26 protein-coding genes are annotated in these 26933 nt (G+C 70.2%); 18 read left to right on the top strand and 8 right to left on the bottom strand.

Annotation, left to right across the window (positions count from 1 at the left end):
* Nucleotides 1-47 precede the first annotated feature (47 nt).
* The 4 genes from AB0H21_RS13095 to AB0H21_RS13080 are packed head-to-tail and all read left to right on the top strand — an operon-like array spanning nucleotide 48 to nucleotide 4579.
* Nucleotides 48-3098, top strand: a complete 3051-nt coding sequence (locus AB0H21_RS13095; RefSeq protein ID WP_358515546.1) for a nitrate- and nitrite sensing domain-containing protein — start codon at nucleotides 48-50, stop codon at nucleotides 3096-3098.
* A 5-nt stretch (nucleotides 3099-3103) separates the two neighbouring features.
* Nucleotides 3104-3517, top strand: coding sequence for a roadblock/LC7 domain-containing protein (locus AB0H21_RS13090; RefSeq protein WP_214413570.1), 414 nt, complete (start codon nucleotides 3104-3106; stop codon nucleotides 3515-3517).
* Nucleotides 3518-3540: 23 nt separating this feature from the next.
* A complete protein-coding gene (locus tag AB0H21_RS13085; protein WP_358515543.1) occupies nucleotides 3541-4002 on the top strand; it encodes a DUF742 domain-containing protein in 462 nt (153 codons plus the stop codon).
* Nucleotides 3983-4579: an ATP/GTP-binding protein gene (locus AB0H21_RS13080; RefSeq protein ID WP_114028915.1), complete on the top strand. Its 597-nt coding sequence runs from the start codon at nucleotides 3983-3985 to the stop codon at nucleotides 4577-4579. Before AB0H21_RS13085 ends, AB0H21_RS13080 begins: the two co-directional genes overlap by 20 nt.
* Before the next feature lie 50 nt (nucleotides 4580-4629).
* Here AB0H21_RS13080 and AB0H21_RS13075 read toward each other — a convergent pair whose 3' ends face one another.
* The 5 genes from AB0H21_RS13075 to AB0H21_RS13055 are packed head-to-tail and all read right to left on the bottom strand — an operon-like array spanning nucleotide 4630 to nucleotide 9090.
* Entirely contained in the window at nucleotides 4630-5637 is a 1008-nt protein-coding gene (locus AB0H21_RS13075; protein ID WP_358515541.1) for a methyltransferase, read from the bottom strand.
* A gap of 46 nt (nucleotides 5638-5683) precedes the next feature.
* Entirely contained in the window at nucleotides 5684-6478 is a 795-nt protein-coding gene (locus AB0H21_RS13070) for an ABC transporter ATP-binding protein (protein ID WP_358515539.1), read from the bottom strand.
* Nucleotides 6479-6494: 16 nt separating this feature from the next.
* A complete protein-coding gene (locus AB0H21_RS13065) occupies nucleotides 6495-7340 on the bottom strand; it encodes an ABC transporter permease (RefSeq protein ID WP_358515537.1) in 846 nt (281 codons plus the stop codon).
* A complete protein-coding gene (locus tag AB0H21_RS13060) occupies nucleotides 7337-8113 on the bottom strand; it encodes an ABC transporter permease subunit (protein WP_358515535.1) in 777 nt (258 codons plus the stop codon). The genes AB0H21_RS13065 and AB0H21_RS13060 overlap by 4 nt, the downstream gene beginning before the upstream one ends.
* On the bottom strand, nucleotides 8110-9090 hold the full coding sequence (locus AB0H21_RS13055; protein WP_358515532.1) for an ABC transporter substrate-binding protein: 981 nt from the start codon (nucleotides 9088-9090) through the stop codon (nucleotides 8110-8112). The genes AB0H21_RS13060 and AB0H21_RS13055 overlap by 4 nt, the downstream gene beginning before the upstream one ends.
* A gap of 433 nt (nucleotides 9091-9523) precedes the next feature.
* On the opposite strand from AB0H21_RS13055, the gene AB0H21_RS13050 reads away from it, so the two are divergent.
* From AB0H21_RS13050 to AB0H21_RS12985, 14 genes are all read left to right on the top strand, one after another.
* A complete protein-coding gene (locus AB0H21_RS13050) occupies nucleotides 9524-12655 on the top strand; it encodes a nitrate- and nitrite sensing domain-containing protein (protein WP_358515529.1) in 3132 nt (1043 codons plus the stop codon).
* Between the two features lie 5 nt (nucleotides 12656-12660).
* Entirely contained in the window at nucleotides 12661-13074 is a 414-nt protein-coding gene (locus AB0H21_RS13045) for a roadblock/LC7 domain-containing protein (protein WP_204070212.1), read from the top strand.
* A 5-nt stretch (nucleotides 13075-13079) separates the two neighbouring features.
* The gene (locus AB0H21_RS13040; RefSeq protein WP_114029192.1) at nucleotides 13080-13463 is read left to right on the top strand and encodes a DUF742 domain-containing protein; all 384 of its coding nucleotides are present in this window, start codon (nucleotides 13080-13082) and stop codon (nucleotides 13461-13463) included.
* Between the two features lie 10 nt (nucleotides 13464-13473).
* Complete coding sequence (locus tag AB0H21_RS13035) at nucleotides 13474-14034, top strand: ATP/GTP-binding protein (RefSeq protein ID WP_358515527.1); 561 nt, start codon at nucleotides 13474-13476, stop codon at nucleotides 14032-14034.
* Nucleotides 14035-14152: 118 nt separating this feature from the next.
* Nucleotides 14153-15709: a signal recognition particle protein gene (ffh, locus tag AB0H21_RS13030; protein ID WP_358515524.1), complete on the top strand. Its 1557-nt coding sequence runs from the start codon at nucleotides 14153-14155 to the stop codon at nucleotides 15707-15709.
* A gap of 348 nt (nucleotides 15710-16057) precedes the next feature.
* Nucleotides 16058-16522, top strand: a complete 465-nt coding sequence (gene rpsP, locus AB0H21_RS13025; RefSeq protein WP_358515521.1) for a 30S ribosomal protein S16 — start codon at nucleotides 16058-16060, stop codon at nucleotides 16520-16522.
* Between the two features lies 1 nt (nucleotide 16523).
* A complete protein-coding gene (locus tag AB0H21_RS13020; protein ID WP_114028904.1) occupies nucleotides 16524-16766 on the top strand; it encodes an RNA-binding protein in 243 nt (80 codons plus the stop codon).
* A gap of 125 nt (nucleotides 16767-16891) precedes the next feature.
* Nucleotides 16892-17407, top strand: a complete 516-nt coding sequence (gene rimM, locus AB0H21_RS13015; RefSeq protein WP_358515518.1) for a ribosome maturation factor RimM — start codon at nucleotides 16892-16894, stop codon at nucleotides 17405-17407.
* Between the two features lie 109 nt (nucleotides 17408-17516).
* Nucleotides 17517-18302: a tRNA (guanosine(37)-N1)-methyltransferase TrmD gene (gene trmD, locus AB0H21_RS13010; RefSeq protein WP_358516539.1), complete on the top strand. Its 786-nt coding sequence runs from the start codon at nucleotides 17517-17519 to the stop codon at nucleotides 18300-18302.
* 167 nt (nucleotides 18303-18469) lie between these two features.
* Nucleotides 18470-18835, top strand: coding sequence for a 50S ribosomal protein L19 (gene rplS / locus AB0H21_RS13005; RefSeq protein WP_358515515.1), 366 nt, complete (start codon nucleotides 18470-18472; stop codon nucleotides 18833-18835).
* 225 nt (nucleotides 18836-19060) lie between these two features.
* A complete protein-coding gene (gene lepB, locus AB0H21_RS13000) occupies nucleotides 19061-19942 on the top strand; it encodes a signal peptidase I (RefSeq protein ID WP_358515513.1) in 882 nt (293 codons plus the stop codon).
* Nucleotides 19943-20328: 386 nt separating this feature from the next.
* Complete coding sequence (gene lepB, locus AB0H21_RS12995) at nucleotides 20329-21141, top strand: signal peptidase I (protein WP_358515510.1); 813 nt, start codon at nucleotides 20329-20331, stop codon at nucleotides 21139-21141.
* Between the two features lie 478 nt (nucleotides 21142-21619).
* Nucleotides 21620-22315: a ribonuclease HII gene (locus AB0H21_RS12990; protein ID WP_358515508.1), complete on the top strand. Its 696-nt coding sequence runs from the start codon at nucleotides 21620-21622 to the stop codon at nucleotides 22313-22315.
* 39 nt (nucleotides 22316-22354) lie between these two features.
* A complete protein-coding gene (locus tag AB0H21_RS12985; RefSeq protein ID WP_030511723.1) occupies nucleotides 22355-22678 on the top strand; it encodes a DUF2469 domain-containing protein in 324 nt (107 codons plus the stop codon).
* 424 nt (nucleotides 22679-23102) lie between these two features.
* Here the strand turns inward: AB0H21_RS12985 and dprA are convergent, their stop codons facing one another.
* The 3 genes from dprA to AB0H21_RS12970 are packed head-to-tail and all read right to left on the bottom strand — an operon-like array spanning nucleotide 23103 to nucleotide 26524.
* Nucleotides 23103-24626, bottom strand: coding sequence for a DNA-processing protein DprA (dprA, locus tag AB0H21_RS12980; RefSeq protein WP_358515503.1), 1524 nt, complete (start codon nucleotides 24624-24626; stop codon nucleotides 23103-23105).
* Nucleotides 24623-26170, bottom strand: coding sequence for a YifB family Mg chelatase-like AAA ATPase (locus AB0H21_RS12975; RefSeq protein ID WP_358515500.1), 1548 nt, complete (start codon nucleotides 26168-26170; stop codon nucleotides 24623-24625). Before AB0H21_RS12975 ends, dprA begins: the two co-directional genes overlap by 4 nt.
* Nucleotides 26171-26524: a YraN family protein gene (locus tag AB0H21_RS12970; protein ID WP_358515498.1), complete on the bottom strand. Its 354-nt coding sequence runs from the start codon at nucleotides 26522-26524 to the stop codon at nucleotides 26171-26173.
* Nucleotides 26525-26933 lie beyond the last annotated feature (409 nt).

Below are 26933 nucleotides of genomic sequence, written 5' to 3'. Positions count from 1 at the left end.
CCGGCAGCCGGCTCCGGCTCCAGAACTGGCGTGTCCGATCACGTCTCGTGGCCCTCATCATCATCCCGACGATCGTCGGCGTCTTCCTCGGTGCCGCGCAGCTCACCGACGCCGCCGCGACCTCCTCGGACTACCGTCGCCTCACCGACGTCGCCATTCTGGTCCAGAAGATCGACGTCCTGGTCCACGAGATCGACAAGGAACGCGACCTGACGGCCTGGTACATCGCCGAAGGCCGGCGGGCGGTGCGGTTCAAGAAGGTCCACGCCCAGCAGGAGATCGTCGACAAGGTCCGCCAGCCGGTCCTCGCCGCGGTCTCCAGCCTCGACCAGTCCCACACCGCGCGTGTCCGGGCCGAGGCCGAGCAGATCCGCCGCTGGCTGGAGGGCCTGCCCGGTCTCAGGGCCCGAATCGTCGAGGACACCAGTGTCCCCCCCCGAGCCGCGCTCGGGATGTACGGCCGGGTCGTCGGCGTCCTCAGCTCCATGCAGAGCGAGCTCGGCACCTCCGGCGCCGACCAGCGCCTGTTCGGTGACAGCATCGCCCTCGGCGCGCTCAGCCGCGCCAAGGAAGAGGTCTCGCGCCAGCGCGGCATCATGACCGTCGGCCTCGCCACCCGCGGGACTACGGGCGGCGGGTTCGACTACGACGACTTCGTCAGCTTCCCCGGCTCCTGGAGCGCTCAGGAGCGCGAGACCGCGACCTTCCTCGCCGAGGCCACGCCCGCCGACGTCAAGTTCTACAACGAGACCGTGCGCGGCCAGCAGGTCGACAAGGCCGACTGGATGCGCGCCCTGGCGCTGGCCCAGCTCCGCCAGTACAAGGAGATCCAGGACCTCGACCAGACCCGCCGCGATGACACCACGCTGTGGTACACCTCCTTCTCGGCCGTCGCCGACCGCATGCGCAAGGTCGAGGAGCGCCTCGTGGGCTCGGTCGTGCAGCAGAGCCAGACGCTGCAGGAGGACGCGCAGCGCCAGGTCCTGATCTCCAGCGCCGTCATCATCGTGCTGTTGCTGCTCGTCCTCATCATCACCGTCGCGGTGGCGAGCTCCCTGACCCGCCCGCTGCGCCGCCTGCGCGCCGAGGCGCTGGAGATCGCCGGCGTCCGGCTCCCCGAGACCGTCCAGCGGCTGCGCGAGAGCACCGACAGCTCCCCGACCGCGGAGGTCGTGCCCATCGGCGTCACCTCGCGCGACGAGATGGGAGAAGTCGCCCGGGCCTTCGACGAGGTCCACCGCGAGGCGATCCGCCTGGCGGGCGACGAGGCCCGCCTGCGCAGCAACGTCAACGCGATGTTCGTCAACCTCTCCCGGCGCAGCCAGACGCTGGTCGAGCGCCAGCTCACCCTGATCGACGGCCTGGAGCAGGGCGAGCAGGACGAGGGCCGTCTCGCGAACCTGTTCAAGCTCGACCACCTGGCCACCCGCATGCGGCGCAACAGTGAGAACCTGCTGGTCCTCGCGGGCCAGGAGACCGCGCGCCGGTGGAGCCAGCCGGTCCCGATCGTCGACATCGTCCGCGCGTCGCTGTCGGAGGTCGAGAACTACGAGCGGGTCGACCTGCGGGTGCCGTCCGGGACGGCCATCGTCGGCCAGGCCGTCAACGACGTCGTCCACCTGATCGCCGAGCTGGTCGAGAACGCCATCTCCTTCTCGCCGCGCGAGACCAAGGTCATCGTGTCGAGCAACCGCATCGACGGCGGCGGCATGATGATCTCGGTCAGCGACAGCGGCATCGGCATGACCTCCGACGAGCTCGCCGACTGCAACTGGCGGCTGGCCAACCCGCCGGTCGTGGACGTGTCGGTGTCGCGCCGCATGGGCCTGTTCGTGGTCGGCCGCCTCGCGCTGCGCCACAGTATCCGGGTGCAGCTCCGCCTGCAGGACGCCGGCGGCCTGACCGCGATGGTGCTGCTGCCCGAGTCGCTGCTGTCCGCGCCGGGCGCGCCCCAGTACGCGGGCATGCCGGCCGCCGACGTCGCCGAGCCGGTCACCGGCCAGTTCGGCGGGCCGGGCGGCGGCTCGCCGTTCGCCACCCCAGGCGCCTTCGAGAGCTCCGGCTCGCGCGGGATGCGCGCCCCGGTGTTCGGAGCCGACGACCCGGGTATCTCCGCGGGCCCCGGTCCGGTCAACCGCGGTCCCTTCCAGCCCGGCCCGTTCGAGCGCACGCAGAGCCCCGGACGCGACCCGTTCGCCACCCCGGCCGGTCAGGGCGGCGCGCCCGGCCCGTTCGACAACCCCTTCGAGCGCCCGCGCGGCGAGAAGGACGCGACCGGCGACCAGGACCCGTTCGACCGCTACTTCAACCCCAACCCGCCGCTCGACACGCCGTGGCCCTCGGAGGTCCCGCCGCCCGGCGGCGCCAAGCCCGAGTCCGCCTGGCCCGACCCGGCCGACCAGGACACCGCGTCGTGGCCCGCCGTATCCGGCGGGCACACGGGCCCCGCGACCGGCGGGCGCTCCGGCCCCGGCACGGGCCCCGTCGCCGGCGGCCTCAGCGGCCCCGCGACCGGTCCGCTCGAAAGGTCGGCCCGCACGTTCGGCGCCGTACCGGACATGGACCACACCGGCCCGCTGCCCGCCGTCCACAGCTCGCCGCTGGACGAGGCGCAGGAGGAGTTCCTCCCGATCTTCGCCGCCGTCGAGTCGGACTGGTTCCGCCGCAGCGACGTCGTCGAGCAGGACACCAGCACGTTCGAGGCGGTTCCGCGGGAGGAGGGCCCGGCCCCCGCCGCGCCGCAGGCCGCGTACGAGGAGCCCGCCGCCCCGATGCGGCCGGCCGAGGCCAGGTCCTGGTCCTCCCCGGGTGACGCGGGCTGGCAGGCGGCGCAGGCGGCCAGCGACCCCTCGCTCGGAGGCATCACCTCCTCCGGGCTGCCCAAGCGGGTGCCGAAAGCCAACCTCGTCCCCGGCTCGGCCGACCCCGGGCCGTCCGTCTTCGCCTCGCCGCAGCCCACGCTCTCGCCCGACCGGGTGCGCAGCCGGCTGTCGAGCTTCCAGCAGGGCGTGCGCAGGGGAAGGGCCGCCGCCCGCGGCGAGCTCAACGACGACCTTTCCGCTAATGGAAACGGTGAACGCAACAAGGAGGACTCGTGAGGGAGCTGAGCCAGGCGGCCCGTGGCGTCAACTGGCTGATCACCGACTTCGTGAACAACGTCCCTGGCGTCGCTCACACGGTCGTGGTGTCGGCCGACGGACTGCCCCTGGCCTTCTCAGAGGGCTTCCCGAAGGACAGGGCCGACCAGCTCGCGGCGGTGGCCGCGGGTCTGATCAGCCTGACGCAGGGCGCCTCCCGGGTTTTCGAGGGCGGGGCGGTCACGCAGACCGTCGTGGAGATGCAGCGGGGGCTTTTGCTGATCATGTCGGTCAGCGACGGCTCCTGTCTCGCCGTGCTCGCCGCCGCCGACTGTGACATGGGCCTGGTGGCCTATCAGATGACGTTGTTGGTCGAGCGTGCCGGTCAGGTGCTTACCCCGGCTGTGCGTGCCGAACTCCAGGCGTCTCAACCCAGGTGAGAGGCCGATGACAGGAGGACGCCATGGCACGTCGTGGCTGGACGGATGACGGCGACCCGCTGAGCGGCGGTTCGTCGTACGCGCAGATCGAGGACCCACGCCGGTTCCCCGGCGCGGCCGCGCCCTTTCCCGCGCCGGAACCGGTGGAGCAGAGCTCGCTGGTCCGGCCCTACGCCATGACCGGGGGGCGCACCGCGCCGAGGACCTCCCTGGCCATGGAGGCTCTCGTCTCCTCCGCCACGTCGGCGCACCAGGATCTGTCGGTGCTCACCCCGGAGAAGCAGGCGATCAGCACGCTGTGCCGTCAGGTGCGGTCGGTCGCCGAAATCGCCGCGATGCTGCGGATGCCTCTCGGCGTGGCCCGGATCGTGATCGCCGACATGGCGGCCGAGGGCCTCGTCCAGGTGCACCACCCGCAGCTCGAAACGGGCAAGCCGGATCTCAACCTGCTCGAAAGGGTTCTCAGTGGACTTCGCAGGCTCTAGCCGCGGCGGGGCGCTCACGTCGACGAAGATCGTCGTCGCGGGCGGCTTCGGCGTCGGCAAGACCACGTTCGTGGGGGCGGTGTCGGAGATCGTCCCCCTCACGACCGAGGCGGTCATGACCGACGCCAGCGCCGGCATCGACGATCTCGGGCTGACCCCGAACAAGACCACCACGACCGTGGCGATGGACTTCGGACGTGTGTCCCTGGACCAGGATCTGATCCTTTACCTGTTCGGGACGCCGGGTCAGCACCGGTTCTGGTTCATGTGGGACGACCTGGTGCGGGGTGCGATCGGCGCGGTCGTGCTGGTGGACACGCGGCGGCTGGCGGACTGCTTCCCGGCGATCGACTACTTCGAGGAGGCCCAGCTCCCGTTCGTCGTCGGCATCAACGGCTGGGACGGCCGGTACGCCCACGCCGACGAGGAGGTCCGCGAGGCGCTGACGCTGGCCCCGCACATCCCGCTCGTCCGGACCGACGCCCGCTCGCGAGACTCGGTGAAGAGCACGCTCATCGCGCTGGTCGAGCACGCGCTGACCATGCGGGTGGCGGTTCCCGGCTGGGGAGGCCGCTGACCTCCCTGCCGGGAACCGCCACCGGCGGCCGGTTCAGGTCCGGATCGGCTCTAGATGGGCCGGGCCTCGATCAGGCTGGCGTGGAACGGCAGCGGGATCACGTCCGTGACCGTCATGCCGGCCTTCTCGATCAGCACGGTGTGCTCGGAGCGGCTGCGCTCGCGGCCCTGGCCGAACAGCCCCATCATCCGGATGTCGAGGTCCTTGCCGTAGTGCGGGGTGTCGTCGTCCGGAACGACGATCTCCACCAGCAGCAGGCGCGCGTCGGCGGACATCGCGGCGCGCACCACCTTCAGGATCCGCAGCGCGTTGGCGTCGTCCCAGTTGTGGATGACGCTGCCCATCAGGTACGCGTCAGGGCCCTCCGGCGCGGCGGAGAAGAAGTCGCCGCTCACGAACTCGCACCGGTCGGTCAGGCCCCACTCGTCGAACGCCGCGCGGGCGTCCGGCAGGACGTGCGGCAGCTCGAACAGCAGGCCCCGCAGGTCAGGGTTGGCCCGGAGCACCTCCGCCAGGATGTGCCCGCGCCCGCCGCCGAGGTCGGCGAGCTTCCCGATCGAGGAGAAGTCGTACCGCTCGGCGACGCCCCGCGCCATGGGGAGCGCGCGGCCGGTCATGAAGTTGTTGAACACCGACGCCAGCTCGGGGTGCTCGGACAGGTAGTCGTACAGGACGCCGTACCGCTCGGTGAACGCCGACCGCCCCGTGCGCACCGTCTCGGTGAGCAGCTCGTTGGTGGCGGAGGAGAGCACCGGGTCCATGTTGGTCAGCACGGCGCTGCGCATGGACCCCTCGGCGTCCTCGGTGAGCAGCGCGCCGGCCTCGGTGAGGGCGTAGGTGTCGACGTCCACGGTCCTGACCACGCCCACCGCGCCGAGCGTCCGCAGGATCCGGCCGAGCGAGGGCGCGTGCGCCCCGCAGCGCCCGGCCAGCTCGGACACCGTCAGAGGCCCTTCGGCCAGGTGGCGGGCACAGTCGAGTTCGACCATGGTCTTCAGGGCCGACAGGCGCCAGCCACCGGCGATGATCTCGGTGATGGCGCTCGAAGGCTCGGTCATGTGCACTCCAGTCGTGAGATGCGGCCCCCGAAGGGTGCCGGGGGGATCATGCCTGCTGGGAGGCATGGAAGGTGGGGAGCTGCTCCTTGGCGCGCACCAGGCGGCCGACCTCGGCGCGCAGGTGCACGAACGCGGGCAGCTCCCGGGTGCCGATCTGGTCGCGGGGGAAGGGCAGGTCGACGGCCAGTTCTCCCGCGACCCGCGCCGGTGACTTCGTGAGGACGACGACGCGGTCCCCGACGTACACGCTTTCGTCGATGTCGTGCGTGATCAGCAGGATCGTCATCCGGTGCAGCTCTCGCACCTTCAGCACCAGATCCTCCAGGTCCTCACGGGTCTGGGCGTCCACCGAGCCGAAGGGCTCGTCCATGAGCAGCAGTGTGGGCCGGTACGCCAGAGCCCGCGCGATCGCCACGCGCTGCTGCATGCCGCCCGACAGCTCCCACGGGTACTTCGCCGCCGCGTCCGGCAGCCCGACCTCCGCGAGCGCCTCGGCCGCGGCGGCGCGCCGGGCGGCACGGTCCAATCCCCGGCGGCGCAGCGGGAGCGCCACGTTCTCGCCGACCGTCATCCAGGGGAACAGCGAGCGGCTGTAGTCCTGGAAGACGACGGCCAGCTCGCCCGGCGCGCCGGTGACGTGGCCGTCCTGGATGCGGATGTGCCCGTGGGTGGGCTGGATGAGCCCCGCGATGGAGCGGAGCAGGGTGGACTTCCCGCAGCCGGAGGGCCCGACCACGCTCACCAGCTCGCCTTCGGTGACCTTCAGGTCGATGCCGCCGAGGGCGTGGTGGGCGGCGGGCCCCTGGCCGTAGGTGTGCCTCAGGTTGACGACGTCGAGCACGATGCTTCCCGCTTCCTCAGGTTGTCTGCCGGGCTCGCCGGTGCCAGGAGAGGACGCGCCGCTCCACGGCGAGGAAGGACACGTTCAACACGAGCCCGAGGACGCCGAGAAGGACGATGACGCTCCACATGCCGGCCAGGTCGAAGTTCATCTGTGTGGTGCCGAGCTGGTAGCCGATCCCGTTGGTGCTGCCGACCAGTTCGGACAGCACCATCAGGATCACGGCCAGGGAGACGCTGAGCCGGAGCCCGGCGAAGATCTTCGGACCGGCCGCCGGCAGGATGATCCGGAAGAGCCGCTGGGCCCGTCCCATCCCGAAGACCTCCGCCGTGTCCATGTGCAGACGACCCACGTAGCGGGCCCCGTCGATGGAGTTGATCAGGATGGGCCAGATCACCCCGTAGACGATCGTCGCCACCTGCATCTCGGTGCCGAGCTTGAAGATGACGATGAACAGCGGGACCAGCGCCGGGGGCGGGATCGCCCTGCAGAACTCGACGATCGGGTCGATGTACCCGGCGAGCGCGCGGGAGCGTCCGAGCGCCACCCCGAGCCCGACGCCGAGCACGCAGGCCGCCGCCCACCCGCCGAACATCCGGGCCAGGCTCGGCAGGAAGTCGCCGAGCGCGTCGTCGGTGAGGAACAGGTGCGACGCGGGCCCGGAGAACCACAGCTCGTACGCGCGGGCGACGATCTGCGAGGGCGGGGGGAAATAGGTCGACGCGGCCTGGCGGGTGCCGATCTCCCAGGCGGCGACGGCCACCGGGATCAGCCACACCCGCGTCAGCAGGCCGGCGAGGCGGCCCCCGCGGGTCCTCCGCTTGGTGCCCTCCGCGGCCGGGAGGGCGGTGGTGGCGCTCATGAGACCTCCCCGGACGTCGCCGCGTGCCAGCGGAACGCCCTGCGCTGCAACTTCAGGAGCAGAGCGTTGGCCACCAGGCCGAGAACCCCCGCCCACAGCGTTGCCGCCAGGACGAGGTCGGTGCGGAAGCCGGCACCCGCGCGGATCATGAAGGCGCCCAGCCCCGCCGTGCCGCCGGTGATGAGCTCCGCGCTCACCGCGACGATCAGGCCGACCGCGGCGGCGAGCCGCACGCCCGTCAGGACGAACGGCGCCGCGCTCGGCAGCGAGACCCGGGCGAGCACGGCGAACCGCCCGAAACCGAAGCTGCGCAGGGTCTCCTTGGCGATCGGGTCGACGTCGCGCAGCCCGTACATCGTGTTGATGAGCAACGGCCACGCCGCCGCGTACACGACCGCCGTGATCTTGATGGCCGAGTCGTCCGGGATCAGCAGCGTGATCAGCGGGAGCAGGGCGACCGAGGGGATCGGGCGCAGGAACTCCACCAGGGGACGCGTGGCCGTCTCGGCGCGGGGGAGGCTGCCGAGCAGCATGCCCAGGGGGACGGCGATCGCCACGGCGAGGAGCAGCCCGGCGGCCCAGACGATCAGGGTCCCCCAGACGTCGGCCAGGAACTGCTGGTCGGCGACCAGCCCCGCGGCGCGGGCCAGCACCGTCGACATCAGCGGGACCATCGAGGGGTCCACGAGGCCCGTGCGCCCGGCCAACTCGGCGGCGATGAGCAGGACCGCGACGCCGGCGGCGCCGCGGGCCACTCGGGCGGCGCGGATCATTGAGGCAGCGGGGCCAGGAGGGAGGTGACGTCCATCTTCTTGGTCAGGTAGCCGTACTCGAGCATCAGGTCGGCGACGCGCTGGATGCGGGCCGGGGTGAGCGTGGTCGGGTAGGTACCCAGATTGATGACCGAGGCGACCTCGGGCTTGATCTGCGTGTAGGAGGGGAGCACCTTCTCCACCGCCTTGCGGTCGGCGGCCGCGATCTGCTGTCCCTTGAGCAGGCCGCGCTGGAGGGCGGCCATCGTCTTGGGGTACTTCTTGGCCCAGTCGTCCATCGCGACCCAGCCACAGATCGGGAATTCGGCCATGGCGCCGGTCATCGTGTCGACGATCTTGCGCGCGCCCTGCTCCTGCTGGACGCCGGTGAGGAACGGCTCGGTCAGCCAGGCGGCCTCCACGTCACCGTTCTTCAGGGCCGGCGGCATCTGGGGGAACGGGATGGGGACCCACTGCACGTCGTTCTTGGGGTCGAGCCCGGCGGTGCGCAGCGAGTTGGCCACGGCCAGCTCGGCGATGCTGTTTTTCGAGGCGACGGCGACCTTTTTGCCCTTGAGGTCTTTGACCGTCTGGATCGGCGAGTCCTTGGGGACGACGATCTGGAAGACGTCGGGCTTCGACTGGTAGATGTCGGCGACGAAACGGAACTTGTCCTGGGTCCGTTCGGCAGCCGATAAGATGGTGAAGTAGTTGCCGATGCCGACGTCGAGGGCACCGCTGTGGAGTTGGGGAATCGCCTCCGCCGCCGACTTGATGATCTTGGTGTTGACGGTCAGCCCCTCTTCCTTGAAGAAGCCCCGTTCGTTGGCGATGTAGAGCCCGGCGACGTCCGCGATGGGCATCGCGCCGATGTTGATCGTCGTCTTTTCGAGCCCGCCGCCGGTATTGCTCGAACCGGTGTTCGATCCGCCGCATGCCGCGAGCGTGAGAGCCGCGGCCACGCCGACGATGAAGGTACGACCCCTAAAGCTTCTCATTGAGGTGTCCTATTAGTTGTGGGGGAAGAGTGCCGTGTCACCTGCATGTGAGCGGTTTCCGGCACGGCGAGCGTGAAGCTTAGCGGAGGAAGATCGGCGCTAACACGGAAAAGCCGCCTATGTCATGAAACTCGTAAGAAAGTCCACTTTGACCGTAATACTGAGTTGATGGCGGCGTTTGGTGCTCTGGAACGGTATAAATACGGCTTTGACTACGAACTGGCCACATCGGACCGGGTGTGCGGACGTGAGCTTGACATGCGAGACCGAATCGCATTCCAGGAACTGAATAATTTCTTGGAACGGTCCAAACACTCGCGGCTATTGATCGTGCTCGTAGGCTTGTGCTCCGATTGCCCGTCACTTGCCTTGTGTCACACACGTCAAGTGCGTCCATTCCCCACGCAGACCAGCTGGCGAGAGGTTGCGACCTGTGAGGACAGCAACAATCGAGAGCGGTCGCCGCGCCAAGCCGGACGCAGACCGATCGCCCTCCGCCCCGGACGCCCCCGCCGCCCCGCGTCAGTCGGCAGGAAGCTCGCTCGCGCTGCGTAACTGGCGGGTGCGCACCCGTCTCATCGCGCTCATCCTGGTGCCCACTCTGGTGGCCGTCCTATTCGGTGGTCTCCGGGTGGCGACATCGATCCAGAACGCGGCCGAGTACGACCGCGTCCGCACGGTGGCGCAGTTCGTGACCACCCTGGGCGATCTCGCCCACCAGCTCGACCTGGAACGTGACCTGTCGGTCCGGTTCGTCGCGAGTGGCCGGCACGGAAGCCAGGCCAGACTGCTGCTGCGCGACCAGCAGAACGCCGTCGACGCGCTCGTCCAGATCGTCCAGGACCACCGCGCCACCGTCGAGCCGGCCCTGCGCGACAGCGGGCGCCTGCCCTACCAGCGGCTGCTCGACCGGCTGGCGCAGCTCGGATCCCTGCGCAAGACCGTGAGCGACTCCCAGCTCCCCGCGCTCCCGACGCTCCAGAAGTACTCCCTGGCCATCGACGACCTGCTCACGATGTTCGACGAGATCGGCCGCGGCAGCACCGACGCCACCCTCGACGCGAGCGCCTCCGCCCTGGCCTCCCTCAGCCGTGCCGCCGAACAGGCCTCCCGCCAGCGCGGCATTCTGAGCATCGGCCTGACGGTCCAGCAGTTCTCCCCGGCCGAGCTCGAAGCCTTCGACGCCGCGCGCGCCCGGCAGGACAGCGAGCTGCAGGCGTTCTTCTCCCGCGCCACGCTCACCCAGGGCCAGCTCTACCAGGACACCGTCAGCGGCCCCAAGATCGACGTCGCCGCGGCCCTGGTCGACCGGGCGCTGGAGCTCGTCCGGCAGGGCCAGTTCCTGCGCGGCCTCGGCGGTGGAACCAGCGATGTGGACTACTGGTTCGGTGCCTCCAGCGAGCGGCTGGACCGCATGCACGACGTCCAGCGCGCGCTGGGACGTTCCATCGTCGACCAGTCCGCCGAGCTGGCCCGCACCGAGCAGAACCAGGCCGCCATCAACATCGGCGCGGTGGTCCTGCTGATGATCCTGGTCCTCGTCATCACCTCCGTCATGGCCCGCTCCCTCGTCATCCCGCTGCGGCGCCTGCGCGGCGGCGCGCTGGAGATCGCCGGCCGCCGTCTGCCCGAGATGGTGCAGAAACTGCGCGAGTCGGAGGGCGCTGCGGGCCCGCCGGAGGTCACCCCCATCGGTGTCGTCTCCAACGACGAGGTCGGTGAGGTCGCCCGGGCCTTCGACGAGGTCCACCGCGAGGCGATCAGGCTCGCGAACGACGAGGCCCAGCTGCGCAGCAACGTCAGCGCCATGTTCGTCAACCTCTCCCGCAGGACCCAGACGCTGGTCGAGCGGCAGATCACCCTGATCGACGGCCTTGAGCAGGGCGAGCAGGACGACAAGCGGCTCGGCGACCTGTTCCGCCTGGACCACCTGGCCACCCGCATGCGGCGCAACAGTGAGAACCTGCTGGTCCTCGCGGGCCAGGAGCCCGCGCGCCGGTGGAGCCAGCCCGTGCCCCTGCTCGACGTCACCCGCGCCTCGCTGTCGGAGGTCGAGAACTACGAGCGTGTGGCCATGCACGTCCCGACCGGCGTCTCGATCGTCGGCCAGGCCGTCAACGACGTCATCCACCTGCTCGCCGAGCTCGTCGAGAACGCCATCTCGTTCTCCCCGCGCGAGACCCGGGTGACCGTCTCGGCCAACCGCATCGACGGCGGCGGCGTGATGATCTCCGTCACGGACGCCGGCATCGGCATGACCCAGGAGGAACTCGCCCAGACCAACTGGCGGCTGGCCAACCCGCCGGTCGTGGACGTGTCGGTGTCGCGCCGCATGGGCCTGTTCGTGGTCGGCCGCCTCGCGCTGCGCAACGGCATCCGCGTCCAGCTCCGCAGGCACGACGCCGGCGGCCTGACCGCGATGGTGCTGCTGCCCGAGTCGCTCATGGGCATGCCCGCGACCCCGGCGGGCGGCTCCTCCGCGTCCGGCTCGACCGGCTCGTCCGGCGGGCAGGCGTTCGCGGGTGCGGGTGCCCCCGCCTGGCCGGCGTCCGGCCAGCCCGGCGGCCAGAACCTGTTCGCCTCCGCCACACAGGGCGGCGGCGCGTTCGACGCCCAGGCCGGGGAGCTGTTCGGCTCGCCCACGGGCCCGGCCACGTTCGGCGCCAACGGGACGGGGCCCCTCGGCCCGACCACCGGCGGCGGCGGGTTCGCCGGGCCGGGCACCGCCGGTTCCTTCGGCGGCCCCGGTTCCTTCGGCGGGCCGGCGACCGGCGCGTTCGACGACGCGATGGGCCCGTCCGCGTTCGGGCCGCCCACCGGCGGTACGGGGGGCTTCGGCGAGACGGGGGGAGCCACGGACGTCTTCGGGCCGGTCTCGGGCCCCACCGGCTTCGGCGGTCCCTCGACGGGGTCGGCCTTCGGCGGGTCCTCGACCGGCTCCGGCGGTTTCACCGGGCCGGGCACCGGGCCGAGCCTGTTCGGGGGCGGCAACCCGCAGGAGCCTGGCACGGGGTCGGGCGGGTACGGCGGTCCTCCTACGGGACCCGGCGAGTTGCCGACCCGTATGCGGCCCCGCCGTTACGAAACCTCTGACCTGGACGCCGTCACCGGACCCCTGCCGGCCGTGCGGCCCTCCCCGATGGAACAGGAGGACGAGTTCCTGCCGATCTTCGCTTCCGTCGAGTCCGCCTGGTTCCGCCGCGCGGACCCGGTGCAGGACAAGGAGAAGGACACCGGCGCCTGGCAGCAGAACCCCGCCGACGCCGGCTGGCAGGCCGCGGCCGTGGTGCAGGAGCCCGTCCGGGACGGGACCACCACGGCGGGCCTCCCCAAGCGGGTTCCGAAGGCCAATCTGGTGCCCGGGTCCGCGACAGGTGCCGAGAACGCCACCTCGCCCGTCCCCGCCATGCCCGCGCTCTCGCCCGACCGGGCGCGCAGCCGGCTGTCCAGCTTCCAGCAGGGCATCCGCCAGGGCCGGGCGGTCGCCCGCGGGGAACTCAACGAGGACGAGGTGGCGTTCAACACGGACCTGCGGCGCACCCAGGGCGATAAGGAGGACAAGTGAGAGAGCTGAGCCAGGCCGCCCGCGGAGTCAACTGGTTGATCACCGACTTCGTCCGGTCGGTGCCGGGAGTGGCCCACACGGTGGTGGTGTCGTCCGACGGGCTGCCACTCGCCTATTCCGAGGGCTTCCCGAAGGACAGGGCCGACCAGCTCGCGGCGGTGGCCGCGGGTCTGATCAGCCTGACGCAGGGCGCCTCCCGGGTTTTCGAGGGCGGGGCGGTCACGCAGACCGTCGTGGAGATGCAGCGGGGGCTTCTGCTGATCATGTCGGTCAGCGACGGCTCCTGTCTCGCCGTGCTCGCCGCGCCCGACTGCGACATGGGCCTGGTCGCCTATCAGATGACGCTGATGGTCGAGCGTGCCGGTCAGGTGCTTACCCCGGCCGTGCGCGCCGAGCTTCAGGCGTCGTCGCCGCGGTGAACTCCATGGGCGGTCCGGGCTGGGAGGACGGTTTACGGCCCTACCAACAGGAACCTTCTTCGCCCGTCCGGCCCTTCACGGTCACCGGCGGGCGCTCGGCACCGCGGACGCACCTCGCCATGGAGACGCTGGTGCACTCCACGATTCCTCCTTATCAAGATATTTCCGGCTTGATTCCGGAGTACCAGGCGATCAACACGCTGTGTCGCCAGGTGCGCTCCGTCGCGGAGATCTCCGCGCTCCTGCGGGTTCCCCTCGGCGTGGCCCGGGTCCTCATCTCGGACATGGCCGCGGAAGGATTCGTCCAGCTACACCACCCGCAACTGGACGCCGGACAGCCGGACTTCAACCTGCTCGAAAGGGTACTCAGTGGACTTCGCAGGCTCTAGCCGCGGCGGGTTGACCTCGACGAAGATCGTCGTCGCGGGCGGCTTCGGCGTCGGCAAGACCACCTTCGTCGGGGCGGTCTCCGAGATCGTCCCCCTCACCACCGAAGCCGTCATGACCGACGCCAGCGCCGGCATCGACGACCTGGGGCTCATCCCGCGCAAGGCCACCACGACCGTCGCGATGGACTTCGGCCGCGTGTCGCTGGACAGCGAACTGATCCTCTATCTCTTCGGCACGCCCGGCCAGCACCGGTTCTGGTTCATGTGGGACGACCTGGTCCGCGGCGCCATCGGCGCCGTCGTCCTGGTCGACACCCGGCGGCTCGCCGACAGCTTCCCCGCGGTCGACTACTTCGAGGAGGCCAAGCTGCCGTTCGTCGTCGGCCTCAATGGCTGGGAAGGCCAGCACCCGTACGCCGACGAGGAGGTGCGCGACGCGCTCACGCTCGGACCGCATGTCCCCATCGTCAAGACCGACGCGCGCAAACGGGAATCGGTCAAGAGCACGCTGATCGCCCTGGTCGAGCACGCTCTGACGATGCGGGTCTCGGTGCCCGGCTGGAGGAGCTGACGCGTTCCCGGCCCCTCGCCCCGCGGCCGGGTACGCGTGACCGGCCTCAGGAGCGGATAGGCTGAGAGTTCGAGTCAACTCACCCCGGACGACCCGTGACACAGAGGCTGGCCATCACGTGTTCGAGACGCTTTCCGACCGCCTGACATCGGTCTTCTCATCCCTCAGGTCAAAGGGCAGGCTGTCAGACGCCGACATCGACGCGACCTGTCGAGAGATCCGCATCGCGCTCCTCGAGGCCGACGTCGCCCTGCCGGTCGTCAAGGACTTCGTGTCCCATGTCAAGGAGCGCGCGCGCGGGGCCGAGGTCTCCCAGGCGCTCAACCCCGCCCAGCAGGTCGTCAAGATCGTCAACGACGAGCTGGTGCGGATCCTCGGCGGCGAGACCCGGCGGCTGCGGTACGCCAAGAACCCGCCGACCGTCATCATGCTCGCGGGCCTGCAGGGCGCGGGCAAGACCACGCTCGCCGGCAAGCTCGCCCGCTGGCTGCGCGAGCAGGGCCACGCCCCGCTCCTGGTCGCGGCCGACCTCCAGCGGCCCAACGCCGTCCAGCAGCTCCAGGTCGTCGGGCAGCGCGCCGGCACCCCGGTCTACGCGCCCGAGCCCGGCAACGGCGTCGGCGACCCGGTCGGCGTGGCGCGCGGCTCCATCGACCACGCCCGGCGCCAGCAGCACGACATCGTCATCATCGACACCGCCGGCCGTCTCGGCATCGACCAGGAGCTGATGAAGCAGGCCGCGGACATCCGCGACGCCGTCAGCCCCGACGAGGTCCTGTTCGTCGTCGACGCGATGATCGGTCAGGACGCCGTCACCACCGCCCAGGCCTTCATGGACGGGGTCGGGTTCGACGGCGTCGTGCTCACCAAGCTCGACGGCGACGCCCGCGGCGGTGCCGCGCTGTCGGTGCGGCACATCACCGGCCGTCCCATCATGTTCGCCTCCACGGGCGAGAAGCTCGAGGACTTCGACGCCTTCCACCCCGACCGCATGGCGAGCCGCATCCTCGACATGGGTGACATCCTCACCCTGATCGAGCAGGCGCAGCGCACGTTCGACGAGCAGGAAGCCGCCAAGATGGCGGGCAAGCTCGTCTCCGGCGACGGCTTCACGCTCGACGACTTCCTCGAGCAGATGATGATGGTCCGCAAGATGGGGCCGCTGAAGAACCTGCTCGGCATGATGCCCGGCATGGGGCAGATGCGCGACCAGCTCAACCAGGTCGACGAGCGCGACCTCGACCGCGTCGCCGCCATCATCCGCTCGATGACCCCGGCCGAGCGCCAGGAACCCAAGATCATCAACGGCTCGCGCCGCGCCCGCATCGCCCGGGGCTCCGGCGTCACCGTCACCGAGGTCAGCAACCTGGTCACCCGCTTCTTCGACGCGCAGAAGATGATGAAGCAGGTCGCCGGGGGCATGGGCATCCCGGGCATGCCCGGCGGGCGCAAGGGCGGCAAGGCCGCGCAGAAGAAGGCCAAGAAGGGCCGCAGGGTCAGCGGCGACCCGCGCAAGGCCGCGCTCGGCAAGGCCGGCGCCGCGAGCGGCGGGTCCTCCGAGCCGCTGCCGCCGGGGCTCGCCGGCCTGGGCGGCGTCGGCGGGCAGCTGCCCCCCGGCCTGGAGCTCCCGCCCGGCTTCGACCCGTCCAAGTTCCGCCTTCCCGGCCAGGGGTAGTCCGCCGGTGGCGGCCCGGCTCGTGTGCCGGGCGTGGCCTTTCGGGTGTCTCGGCTCGGGCGTCCGGCTGAGGCTTTCCGGCCGGGCGTCTGCCTGATGTCTGGTTGGGCATCTGGCGCGGGCGTCTGGGTGGGCGTCTGGCTCGGGTGGCGGTCCGACACGGTGTGAGGTCGCGCCGATTCGGAAAGCGGTCGGAACATCTGGCAGAATGTCATGTTGGAACACCGTGGCCGTGGGTGCCCTCTCACCCCCGCGGATCACGCTTGTCCCTCGGGCGGTCATCCCGTCGTGCCCCACTCGGCGAGACGCCCGTCCACCCACGCTCAAAGCCCAGGAGAGACCACACCCGTGGCAGTCAAGATCAAGCTCAAGCGGCTCGGCATGATCCGCAACCCGCAGTACCGCATCGTGGTGGCGGACAGCCGCACCAAGCGTGACGGCCGTGCGATCGAAGAGATCGGCCTCTACCACCCCAAGGAGAACCCCTCGTTCATCAAGGTGGACTCCGAGCGGGCGCAGTACTGGCTCGGCGTCGGCGCTCAGCCGACCGACCCGGTCCTCAAGATCTTCAAGCTGACCGGTGACTGGCAGAAGTTCAAGGGCGAGCCCGCCCCCGCGCCTCTGCTGGTCGCCGAGGCCAAGCCCGACCGTCACGCCATCTACGAGGCCGCGGCCAAGGAGGCGCTGTCCGGTGACACCGGCACCGGCAACGCCACCACCGCCCGCAAGGCCAAGAAGACCGTGAAGGCCGACGACACCCCCGCTGCTCCGGCCGAGCCGGCCGCGGAGGAGAAGCCGGAAGGCGAGGTCTGAGGTGCTTGAGGAAGCCCTCGAGCATCTGGTCAAGGGCATCGTCGAGCACCCCGACGACGTTCTTGTGCGCGCCCGTCGCATTCGCACCGGGCGTGTCTTGGAGGTCCGGGTTCACCCCGAGGACCTCGGCAAGGTCATCGGCCGTGGCGGCCGCACGGCCAAGGCGCTTCGCACCGTCATGAACGCTTTGGCCGACGGCAAGTACGTACGGGTCGACCTGCTCGACCTGAACGAAGCCCGGTAACGAGGCTCAGAGGGCACCAGCCCTCTGGACAGGGGACCCCCGGCAGCCGGGCGGTCCCCTGTCGCGATTCTGCGGCGCCCTCCCGGGCTCCTCAAGTTCAGAACGAGTTTGGAAGGAGCAGCGACGTGCAGCTCGTCGTCGGCCGCATCGGCCGCCCGCACGGCATCCGTGGCGAGGTGACGGTCGAGGTGCGCACCGACGACCCGGGGATGCGTTTCGCCCCCGGCGCGTCGCTGGCGACCGACCCCGCGGACGCCGGCCCGCTGGTCGTCGAGACCGCGCGCTGGCACAAGAACATCCTGCTGCTCGGCTTCGAGGGCGTCCTCGGCCGCGACGGCGCCGAGACGCTACGCGGCACGATGCTGGTGATCGACTCCGACGACGTCCCCCCGCCGGAGGACCCGGACGAGTTCTACGACCACCAGCTCATCGGCCTGGCCGTGGTCACCGTCGAGGGCGAGCCCGTTGGCGAGATCACGGACGTCCTCCATCACGGGCAGGATCTGCTGGTGGTGCGGCGCGGAGGCGGCGAGGTGTTCGTCCCCTTCGTCAAGGCCCTGGTGCCCGAGATCGACCTGGCCGCCGGCCGTGCCATCGTGGACGCCCCGCCCGGGCTGCTCGACCTGAACGAGGCGAGCTGACATGGGCCTGGACTCGAGCCCGGACCAGGGGCCTGATCTGCGCCTGGACGTGACGCCCGATGTGGCGGCGGACCTGTCCCCGTTCCCAGGGGCTGGGCGGGACGCGGGCATGCGGGTGGACATCATCACGATATTTCCCGAATACTTCGCCCCGCTGGACGTCTCGCTGATCGGCAAGGCGCGTCAGAGGGGCATCCTCGACATCCGGGTGCACCAGCTCCGCGACTGGACCCACGACGTCCACCGCACCGTCGACGACACGCCGTACGGCGGCGGGCCGGGCATGGTCATGAAGCCCGAGCCGTGGGGCGAGGCCATCGACGCGATCACCGGCGCCGCCACCGCGCCGCCCCGCCTGATCGTGCCAACGCCCAGCGGCCGCCCGTTCACGCAGGAAGTGGCGCTCGAATACGCCAAGGAGCCCTGGCTGCTGTTCGCGCCCGCCCGCTACGAGGGCATCGACGCCCGCGTCATGGCCGAATACGGCTCTCGCCTGCGCGTCGACGAGGTCGGCATCGGCGACTACGTGCTCGCGGGCGGCGAGGCGGCGGTGCTGGTCATGGTCGAGGCCGTCGGGCGCCTGCTGCCCGGCGTGCTCGGCAACGCCGACTCCGTCGCCGACGACTCCTTCGCCCCCGGCGCCATGGCCTCCCTCGTGGAAGGCCCGGTTTACACCAAGCCCCCGGTCTGGCGCGGCCACGAGGTGCCGCCCATCCTGCTGTCGGGCAACCACGGGGCCATCGCCCGCTGGCGGCGGGACGAGGCGCTGCGCCGCACCGCCTCCACCAGGCCCGAACTGCTCGCGCGCCTCGGCCCCGGAGCCCTTGACAAGCGCGACCGCGAGGTCCTCGACGACGCTTCGTTTCGCTTCCCGCCGGAAGATATGGCAAACTGAACTGCTGCCGTCGGCCCGTCCATGGTCGATGCGCGGCTGGCTCGGGCAAGAGCGACGCCCGGCCTCCCAGACGTATTCAGCCCAGCGCTCGTGTCCACCTCGATGCCGTGCTACGCGCATGGCCGGGCGGACCTCCGGGTGCTCGCTTCAATCGAGGAACCGCTGCCATGCACACGCTGATCCAGGAGCTTGAGAAGGCCGCCGTACGCAGTGACGTCCCGAGCTTCCGCCCGGGCGACACGCTGGAGGTCCACGTTCGCGTCGTCGAAGGCAACCGGTCCCGCATCCAGGTCTTCAAGGGCTTCGTCCTGCGCCGCCAGGGCAGCGGCGTCCGCGAGACGTTCACCGTCCGCAAGGTGAGCTACGGCGTGGGCGTCGAGCGGACCTTCCCGGTGCACAGCCCGGTCATCGAGAAGATCGATGTCGTGACCCGCGGTGACGTCCGCAGGGCGAAGCTTTACTACATGCGCGACCTGCGTGGCAAGGCCGCCCGCATCCGCGAGAAGCGCGACGCTCTGCCCACCAGCAAGTAGCCTTCACGTACAGGTGGCCCGCATCCCACCAGGGATGCGGGCCATTTTGATGGGGTTCTGCCGGGGCCTGCTCGGGCGGCCCCGCCGGGCCGGGAGCCCCAGCTGGAACGTTCCGTCGTCCACCGGCGGCCTCACAGGTCAACCCCCTGGAAGTGCCCAGTTCTTTGGACGTGAAGCCGAGTCGGCGACCCGGCGTGGAGCGGGCATCATTTAGGCTCGACAGCGATGACTAGCGATGGCCAGGGGGCCGGCGGGCCGCGCCGCCCCGTCGAGGACGAGGTAGACGTGGTCGCGGAAGACACCAAGCCGGCTGCCAAGGGCGGCAAGGAAAAGAAGGGCTCGTTCTGGCGCGAGCTGCCGGTGCTGGTCGTGGTGGCGCTGCTGCTGGCGCTCATCATCAAGAGCTTCGTGGTCCAGGCGTTCTACATCCCCTCGGAGTCCATGGAGAACACCCTGCTCGTCAACGACAGGGTGCTGGTCAACAAGCTCGTCTACCACACGCGTGACATCGAGCGCGGCGACATCGTCGTCTTCTCCGGCGTCGACTCCTGGGCCAGTGAGATCGACGTCCCCGAGCCGTCCAACCCGGTCGCCGGCTTCTTCCGCTGGGTGGGCACGGCGTTCGGCGTCGTCCCCGGCGAGAAGGACTACATCAAGCGCGTCATCGGCCTGCCCGGCGACACGGTGAAGTGCTGTGACCCCCAGGGGCGCATCACGGTCAACGGCGTCCCGCTCGACGAGAAGGCCTACCTGTATCCGGACGACCAGCCGTCCCAGAAGTTCTTCGAGATCAAGGTCGAGAAGGACCGCCTGTGGGTGATGGGCGACCACCGCTCCGTGTCCCTGGACTCGCGGTCCCACCAGGGCGACCCGGGCGGCGGCGCCATCCCGAAGGACAGCGTCGTCGGGCGGGCCTTCGTCATCGTCTGGCCCTTCGGCCGCGCGACCACCCTCCCGATCCCGGACACCTTCACCCAACCCGCCCTCAAGGCCGTGGCCTTCGCCGAGTCCTCGTCCCCTCTGCTTCTCGGCTTCGCCGGCGCCTTCCCCCTGGTAGCCTTCCGCCGCCGCTACCTGACCAACCCCAAACTCCCCACCACCCTCTAACCCCCACCCCACGTCCCGCCGCCACCTCATCCACGTCGTGCTGCTCGGCGGCCAGACCTGGCAAGCCGTCCCGGCTGTGACGCTGCCTTCGCCGAGGGTGTTGGGGGTGGGCTGATCAAGAGGTGTGCGTGTTCTCCTGGTGAGGAGTCGGTTGGGGAGACCCTTGGGCCGGCCACAGGCTCGATGCGGGGGTGTTTCTGGTGACTTCGGACATTCGGCACCCTTTCCACCCCTATGATTCGGAACCGTTGTTCCGTGCAGTGAGTGCGAAACGTTCCTCCACGCCCGAGAGGCGCGGAGCCGTCCGTCCATCCCCGAGAGATTTGAAGGAGACGGGGCCGTGAACCTCTCCCGGCGCCTCACCGGGAATCCGCCCCAAAGTTCCGATGAGCGTCACAGAGCACAAGCCCGAGCCCGACCCCGGTACTCCTGACCCCGGCGGTGCCGATGCGCCCGGCTCGTCCAGCTCTGCCGCCTCCGCGCCTGACTTCAGTGGCTCGAACGGCACCGCGGCCTCTGGGCCGGGCGCTGCCTTCGGCGCGGAGGACCACGTGGAGCCGGTGGCGGAGGAGCGTCCGGGATCGGCGTCCGGCTCGGATGCGCCGTCGTCCGACGAGCCCGAGGCCGCCAAGTCCGGCGCGAGGAGCAAGAAGTCGGGGTGGCGGGAGTCCGTGCTGCTCGTGCTCGGAGGGGTCGTCGTCGCGTTGCTGGTGCGCGTCTTCGTCCTGGACTCGTTCTTCATCCCGTCGGAGTCCATGGAGAACACGCTGCTCATCAACGACAGGGTGATCGTCAACCGTCTCACGGGGGATCTCGGGCGCGGCGAGGTCGTCGTCTTCAAGGGCTGGGACGGCGCCACCACGATCAAGCGGGTCATCGGTATCGGGGGCGACCATGTGAAGTGCTGTGACGCCCAGAACCGGATCACGGTGAACGGCGTCCCCCTCGACGAGGAGTCGTACCTCAACCCACAGGACTTCCCGTCGCAGGAGAAGTTCGACGTCACCGTGCCCAAGGGCCGTCTGTGGCTCATGGGTGACCACCGCGCCGCCTCGGAGGACTCCCGCGCCTTCATGAAGAACGGCTCCCACGGGACGATCGCCACCAGCGATGTCATCGGCAGGGCCTTCGCGGTGTACTGGCCGTTCTCCCGCCTGACGACGCTGCCGGTCCCGGAAACCTTCACCAAGATCCGCTAGCGCGTACGAAGGGTCCGGATAGGCCGCGCAGACCGGGCGCGTGGCCGCCCGCATCCCTATCCCGTGCTCCCAGGATCGTCCGCGGTGCCCCGGTCTTCACTTCAGGCCGGAGGTGGAGTGTCAACGGACATGTGTCGAGCCGGTCGCATGGCGGCGCCAATCTGTGCCCCCACCTCGCGTCGTCCCGGCACGGCCATGGCCTCGACGTGGCGTGGGATGGAAGGTCGTGCAGTTGACGTAGCCGGAGGGATCTCGCCCTCAGGCGCGCCGGTCTTGGCCGTTCTCCCTGGTGGCTGCGCGTGCAGGCCGGGCAGAGAGGGGGCCGGGGAGGTTCTCAAAGGGGCGATAGCGTACCTCCGTAGCCGTTTCGGGCGTAGGCTTGGCCCATGGTCGTGCTCGCATCGCCGTTCACCGGCCGGGGGGTCCGACCGTCCCGCGGGTTGATCCCTTCGCGGCGGGGTTCCGTGCCGCTTGGCTTATGACTGTTCTCTACCGTCCGCGCCCCAGCATCGTACGCCGCGATTCTGGTCTGTACGGATATGAGCGTGCGCTCGCACGGCGGGGACTGTCGCCCATCGCCGGTGTCGACGAGGCGGGCCGCGGGGCCTGCGCCGGGCCGCTCGTGGTCGCGGCCGTGGTCCTGCGCGCCGAGATCGACGGCCTGGCCGACTCCAAGGCGCTGACCCCCGCCCGGCGTGAGGAGCTTCACGAACGCATCATGGCGACCGCGCGCTCGGTGAAGGTGGTGACGATCCCGCCGGAGGAGATCGACGCGCGCGGCCTGCACAAGTGCAACATCGCGGGGATGCGGCGGGCCGTCGCAGGTCTTCAGTGCGATCTCGGGTACGTTCTGATCGACGGGTTCCCGGTTCCTGGCCTGCCCGCCCCGTCGCTGGCGGTGTGGAAGGGAGACCAGGTCTCGGCGTGCGTGGCCGCGGCGTCCATCGTCGCCAAGGTGACGAGAGACCGCATGATGACCTCGCTGGACGACCTCTACCCTCAGTACGGCTTCGCCGACCACAAGGGGTACGTGACGGCGGGGCACCGTCGCGCTCTGGCGGCCCATGGACCCAGCCCGCATCATCGGTTCTCATTCGTAACCGTGAACACGGTGGCGCGGTCCGGAGCGGGGGCCGGGATAGGCGAGAATGAAATGGGGGCCGGTGTCGCCTGAGCGGCCGCACCGGGGGAGGAAGGAAAGTGGAGGGCCGGGATGAGCGCAGAGGATCTCGAGAAATACGAGACCGAGATGGAGTTGCAGCTCTACCGGGAGTACCGCGATGTGGTGGGCCTGTTCACCTATGTCGTCGAGACCGAGCGGCGCTTCTACCTGACCAACTCCGTCGATCTCGACGTGCGCACCGCCGAGAACGGTGATGTCTTCTTCGACGTGAAGATGCAGGACGCCTGGGTGTGGGACATGTACCGCCCTGCCAGGTTCGTCAAGAACGTCCGTGTCGTCACCTTCAAGGACGTCAACGTAGAAGAACTGGCCAAGCCCGACCTGGAAATGCCCAAGGAAGGCTTCTCCAGCTGACGCGCAGGCCCACACCCGACTCGCAGGCCCACAGCAGGCATCACTACACCAATCCGGCACCCCAAACACCGGCACCACACGCCTGCACCGGCAACTCACCCCCCACCAGGCCGCACCAGCCGGTAACCCACCCGCAGGACACCGGTAACGCACATCGGTGCCCCCGGCCCCGAACATCAACTCACGCACATCAACTCACGGCCTCGAGTGGCACGGTCACCGGGTAGCACCGGGTACGGGTCGCTCGCTTCTACCCTCTCCCTTGCCTGCGCGGCACCGGCGGCAGTCACCGGCACCCGCGCCACGCCCCGACGACCCGAGCTTCGTCCCCAGCACCCGACGCACGGCAAGTCGTCGGAGCGGGCTCGCCGGGGGAATGGATTAATGGGTCATGGGTGGGGGTTTGGTCTTCGGAGGCGCTGGGTCATGGGGCGGGCGTTGATCTTCGGAGACGCCAACCTCGGGGGGCGCGTTCGACGTAGCCTGCGGCGGCCAGGCCTCCCAGACAGGCCAGAGTGGTCATCAGGTCGAGCCCGGCATCGAGGGCGATGGTCGCGGGACCGGTTCCTCCGCGCGCGGGGACCGCTTCCAGGACCTTGCGGGTGTCCTCATCCAGGGCGTCCCTGGCGAGGACCGGGCCTCTGGGCTCCGGCGCGAGATCGTCTCCGATCGCCCCGACCAGCTCGATGACCTCCCGCGCCGACGTCACGCAGACCGCTTCCGCCCGGCGGATCAACCGATGGCAGCCGGTGGAGTTCTCTGAGGTCACCGGGCCGGGCACGGCGGCCAGGTGACGCCGAAGGGCGACGGCGTGGCTCGCCGTGTTGAGGGCTCCGCTGCGCACGGCCGCCTCGACGACGACCGTTCCCCGGGACAGTGCGGCGATCAGCCGGTTGCGGACGAGAAAGCGCAGCCGTGTCGGGCGGACGCCCATGGGCGACTCGCTGACCACCACGCCCCTGGCCCGGATGGCCGCGAAAAGATCCTGATTGGCGGCGGGGTAGGCGATGTCCGTGCCACAGGCCAGCACGGCGATCGTCCGGGCCTCGCCGGCCAGGGCTCCTCGATGCGCCGCCGCGTCCACTCCGTGGGCACCACCGGAGATGACGGTCCACCCTCCTTCGCTGAGATCGGCGCCGAACTCCGCCGCCACATGGGTGCCATACGGGGTGGCGGCCCTGGAGCCGACCACGGCCACCGACCGAAGACACGAGAAGCGGAGATCCGCGTCGCCGTGGAGCCACAGCCCGAAAGGCTTCTCCGGACCCAGGTCGTCCAGTTGGGTGGGCCATTCGAGATCACCCGGCACGATCAGACGGGCACCCAGGTCCTGCCCCTCGGTGAGGTCGGCCACCGGGTCGGCGACCAGGAGCCGCGCCCGCCATCCACTCAGCATGCGGGCGATGTCCGGTGTGCGGCCTCGCTCGCGGGTCAACTCTTCGACGAAGCTCGGATCAAGGTGACCACGCCGTACCTGGCCGAGCGCGCCCTCAGGCCCGTACGCGGCGACGAGGCGGCCCATCACCGCGTCTCCGGCGTCCGCCACACGCATTAACGTGACTCGGGCCAGCCGCACCGCGTCCCACTGAAGATCGCCCGGGTTCGCGACGGCCTTCCGCTCGACCGCATCGGTCACCGCACGGCCGGCCACCACAAGACCATCGGACACCGTCACGGCACGCTGGTCGGGTGCGCTCGCGGCGTGGTCGTCGGGTGCCGGCGCGCCGCGGGCGTTGGGCACCGCCTCTGTGCTCTGATCGGATTTCGTGCTGCCTTCAGCCTGGGCCTGCACATCCTGGGCAGGCCCATGCGCGCCGGCCGAATCGTCCAGCGCCGCGCAGCCGGCCGGATTCTCAGGAGCGGTACTCGCGGTCGCCGTCGGCGGCGCCGCGGGGGTGCGGTTCCGGCGGTCCGGGTGGGTCTCGTCGGGGAATGGTGTGGTGTTCATTCGGCCCCCAGCCACAGGCCGAGGGCGGTGGTGCTCTCGGCGATGTCAGGTTTGTCCTTGCCAATGAGGTCCGCGAGGGTCCAGGCGACACGGATCACCCGGTCCAGGCCCCGGGCACTGAGCTCGCCGGTGTCGAGACAGCGATAGAGGGGCGCCATCGCGGATGCGGGCAGCCGGAAGTCAGCGTGCAGGGACGCTGTGGGGATCTCGGCGTTGCACCGCCACGGTGTTCCGGCCAGCCGCTTGAGCGTGCGTTCCCGTGCCAGCGCCACTCTCTCGGCCACGACGGCGCTGGGCTCGATGAACTGCCGGTCCGCCAGCAGTTCGCGCCGGGTGGAGCGCGCGAGGCGGACCTTGACGTCGATGCGGTCCACCAGCGGCCCGGACAGGCGAGCCAGGTAACGCCGCCGCTGGGTGGGTGTGCACTGGCAGGGGTGCTCGGGAGTGGACGACTGGGCGCAGGGACAGGGGTTGGCGGCGAGCACAAGCATGAAACGGGCCGGAAAGCACACCGTTCCCGCCGCCCTGGCGACGATCACCTTGCCGGACTCCACGGGTTGCCGCAGCGAGTCGAGCACCCGTGCCGGGAACTCGGGCGCCTCGTCGAGGAACAGAACCCCGCGGTGCGCGAGCGAGACGGCCCCCGGCCGGATCACCCCGCTTCCGCCTCCCACGATGGCGGCGATCGTGGCCGTGTGGTGGGGGGCCATGAACGGTGGCCGCGTCAGCAACGGCCGCCCGGCGGGAAGGGCGCCGGCTACCGAATGGATCGCCGTGATCTCCAGTGCCTGGTCACGGTCCAGAGGGGGCAGGAGCGTGGGGAGCCGCTCGGCCAGCATGGTCTTCCCTGTGCCGGGCGGTCCCAGCATCCAGAGGTTGTGGCCCCCCGCGGCGCAGACCTCCAGCGCACGCCGCGCCGTGGCCTGGCCGGCGACGTCCGCCAGATCGAGCGGAGAATCGCCAGGAGGAAGTGAATCCGTCGACGCCATCGGGTCGCCCGCGCCCGCCGGAGTCGGCTTGCTCATCGGATCGCCATTGCGCAGCCACTCGACCAGCTCGGCGAGCGTGAGGATCGGCACGACGTCCACGCCTGGCACGAGCCCGGCTTCGGCGGCGTTCGCGATCGGCACGACAACGCAACCGGCACCGGCCTCCGCCGCGGCCATCACGGCGGGCAGGATGCCGCGGACCGGCTTCACCGTTCCGTCCAGCCCGAGCTCTCCGAGAAAGAACGGCCGGGAGATCGGTTGCCGGGGGACGAGGCCGGCCGCGCCCAGCAGCGCGACTGCGATCGCGAGATCGAAAAGGCTGCCCCGTTTGGGGAGGCTGGCAGGGAACAGGCTGATCGTGACCCGGGCGTCGGGCCAGGCGAACCTGCTGTTGACGATGGCCGAACGGACACGGTCACGGGCCTCGCTCAGCGCCGTGTCCAGCATGCCGATCAGGCTGACGCCGGCGATGCCCTGACCCACATCGGCCTCGACCTCGACGACGTGACCACTGACGCCGACCAGCGCGACACAGCGCGTGCGGGCGACGGTCATTTACGAAACCCCCCGATCATGCCGGATCGAGAACTCGCCGGCGAAGCGCTCCAGCGCCACCACGTCGATGCGGATGGCGGAGAACCATTCGGTCTGGCCGTTGAGCCAGCGGGCTGCCAGAGTGCGCAGGCGCGCCAGCTTCGCCGGGGTCACGGCCTCGAACGCGGTGCCGTGGCTCCTGCCCGACCGAGTCTTGACCTCCACGACCACCAGGGCGGATCCGTCACGGGCGAGGATGTCGATCTCCCCCTCATGGCAGGACCAGTTGCGATCAATGATCTTGAAACCGGCTGCCCGTAGATAATCGGCGGCGAGTTGCTCGCCGTACCTTCCGAGCTCATGTGCCGCGGCCATGTGACCACCTCCGGCAGCGACTTTCGCGCACTTCGCCCGCCGCGCCGGCCGTAGAACCGGGTTCTGGGGACAACGGACCGAGTCGCGTTCGGATTCGAGGGGAGGACGGAAGGGGCAGTCATGGCATCCCTGCAGCTCAGCGTTCCGGTCTGGGGAGGGAGGAGAACGCACGGACGGGCGGAGCCCCGCCGAGCTGTGGATAACCGCGATGGCGGGCAGGTAGTTCAGTACGTCAACAGGTTGTTCTGATGCGCTGACGTGGGAGAACGGCCGCCAGGCCGACGGGCGTGGTCGACTGGCCGTGAGGTGCGGGGCTGACCCATGACCTGCACGCGTGGCGCGCCGAGGGATCTTCGTGGACCTTCACGCCATGGTTGGGATGAGGGGGACGAGCATGCGCATCGCGGTC

The sequence above is a fragment of the Sphaerisporangium sp. NPDC051011 genome, from assembly GCF_040653595.1.
In the GTDB taxonomy this organism is placed as follows: Bacteria; Actinomycetota; Actinomycetes; order Streptosporangiales; family Streptosporangiaceae; genus Sphaerisporangium.
The sequence above is the reverse complement of the archived record's forward strand: the minus strand, read 5'-3'. Positions and strand labels throughout refer to the sequence as shown.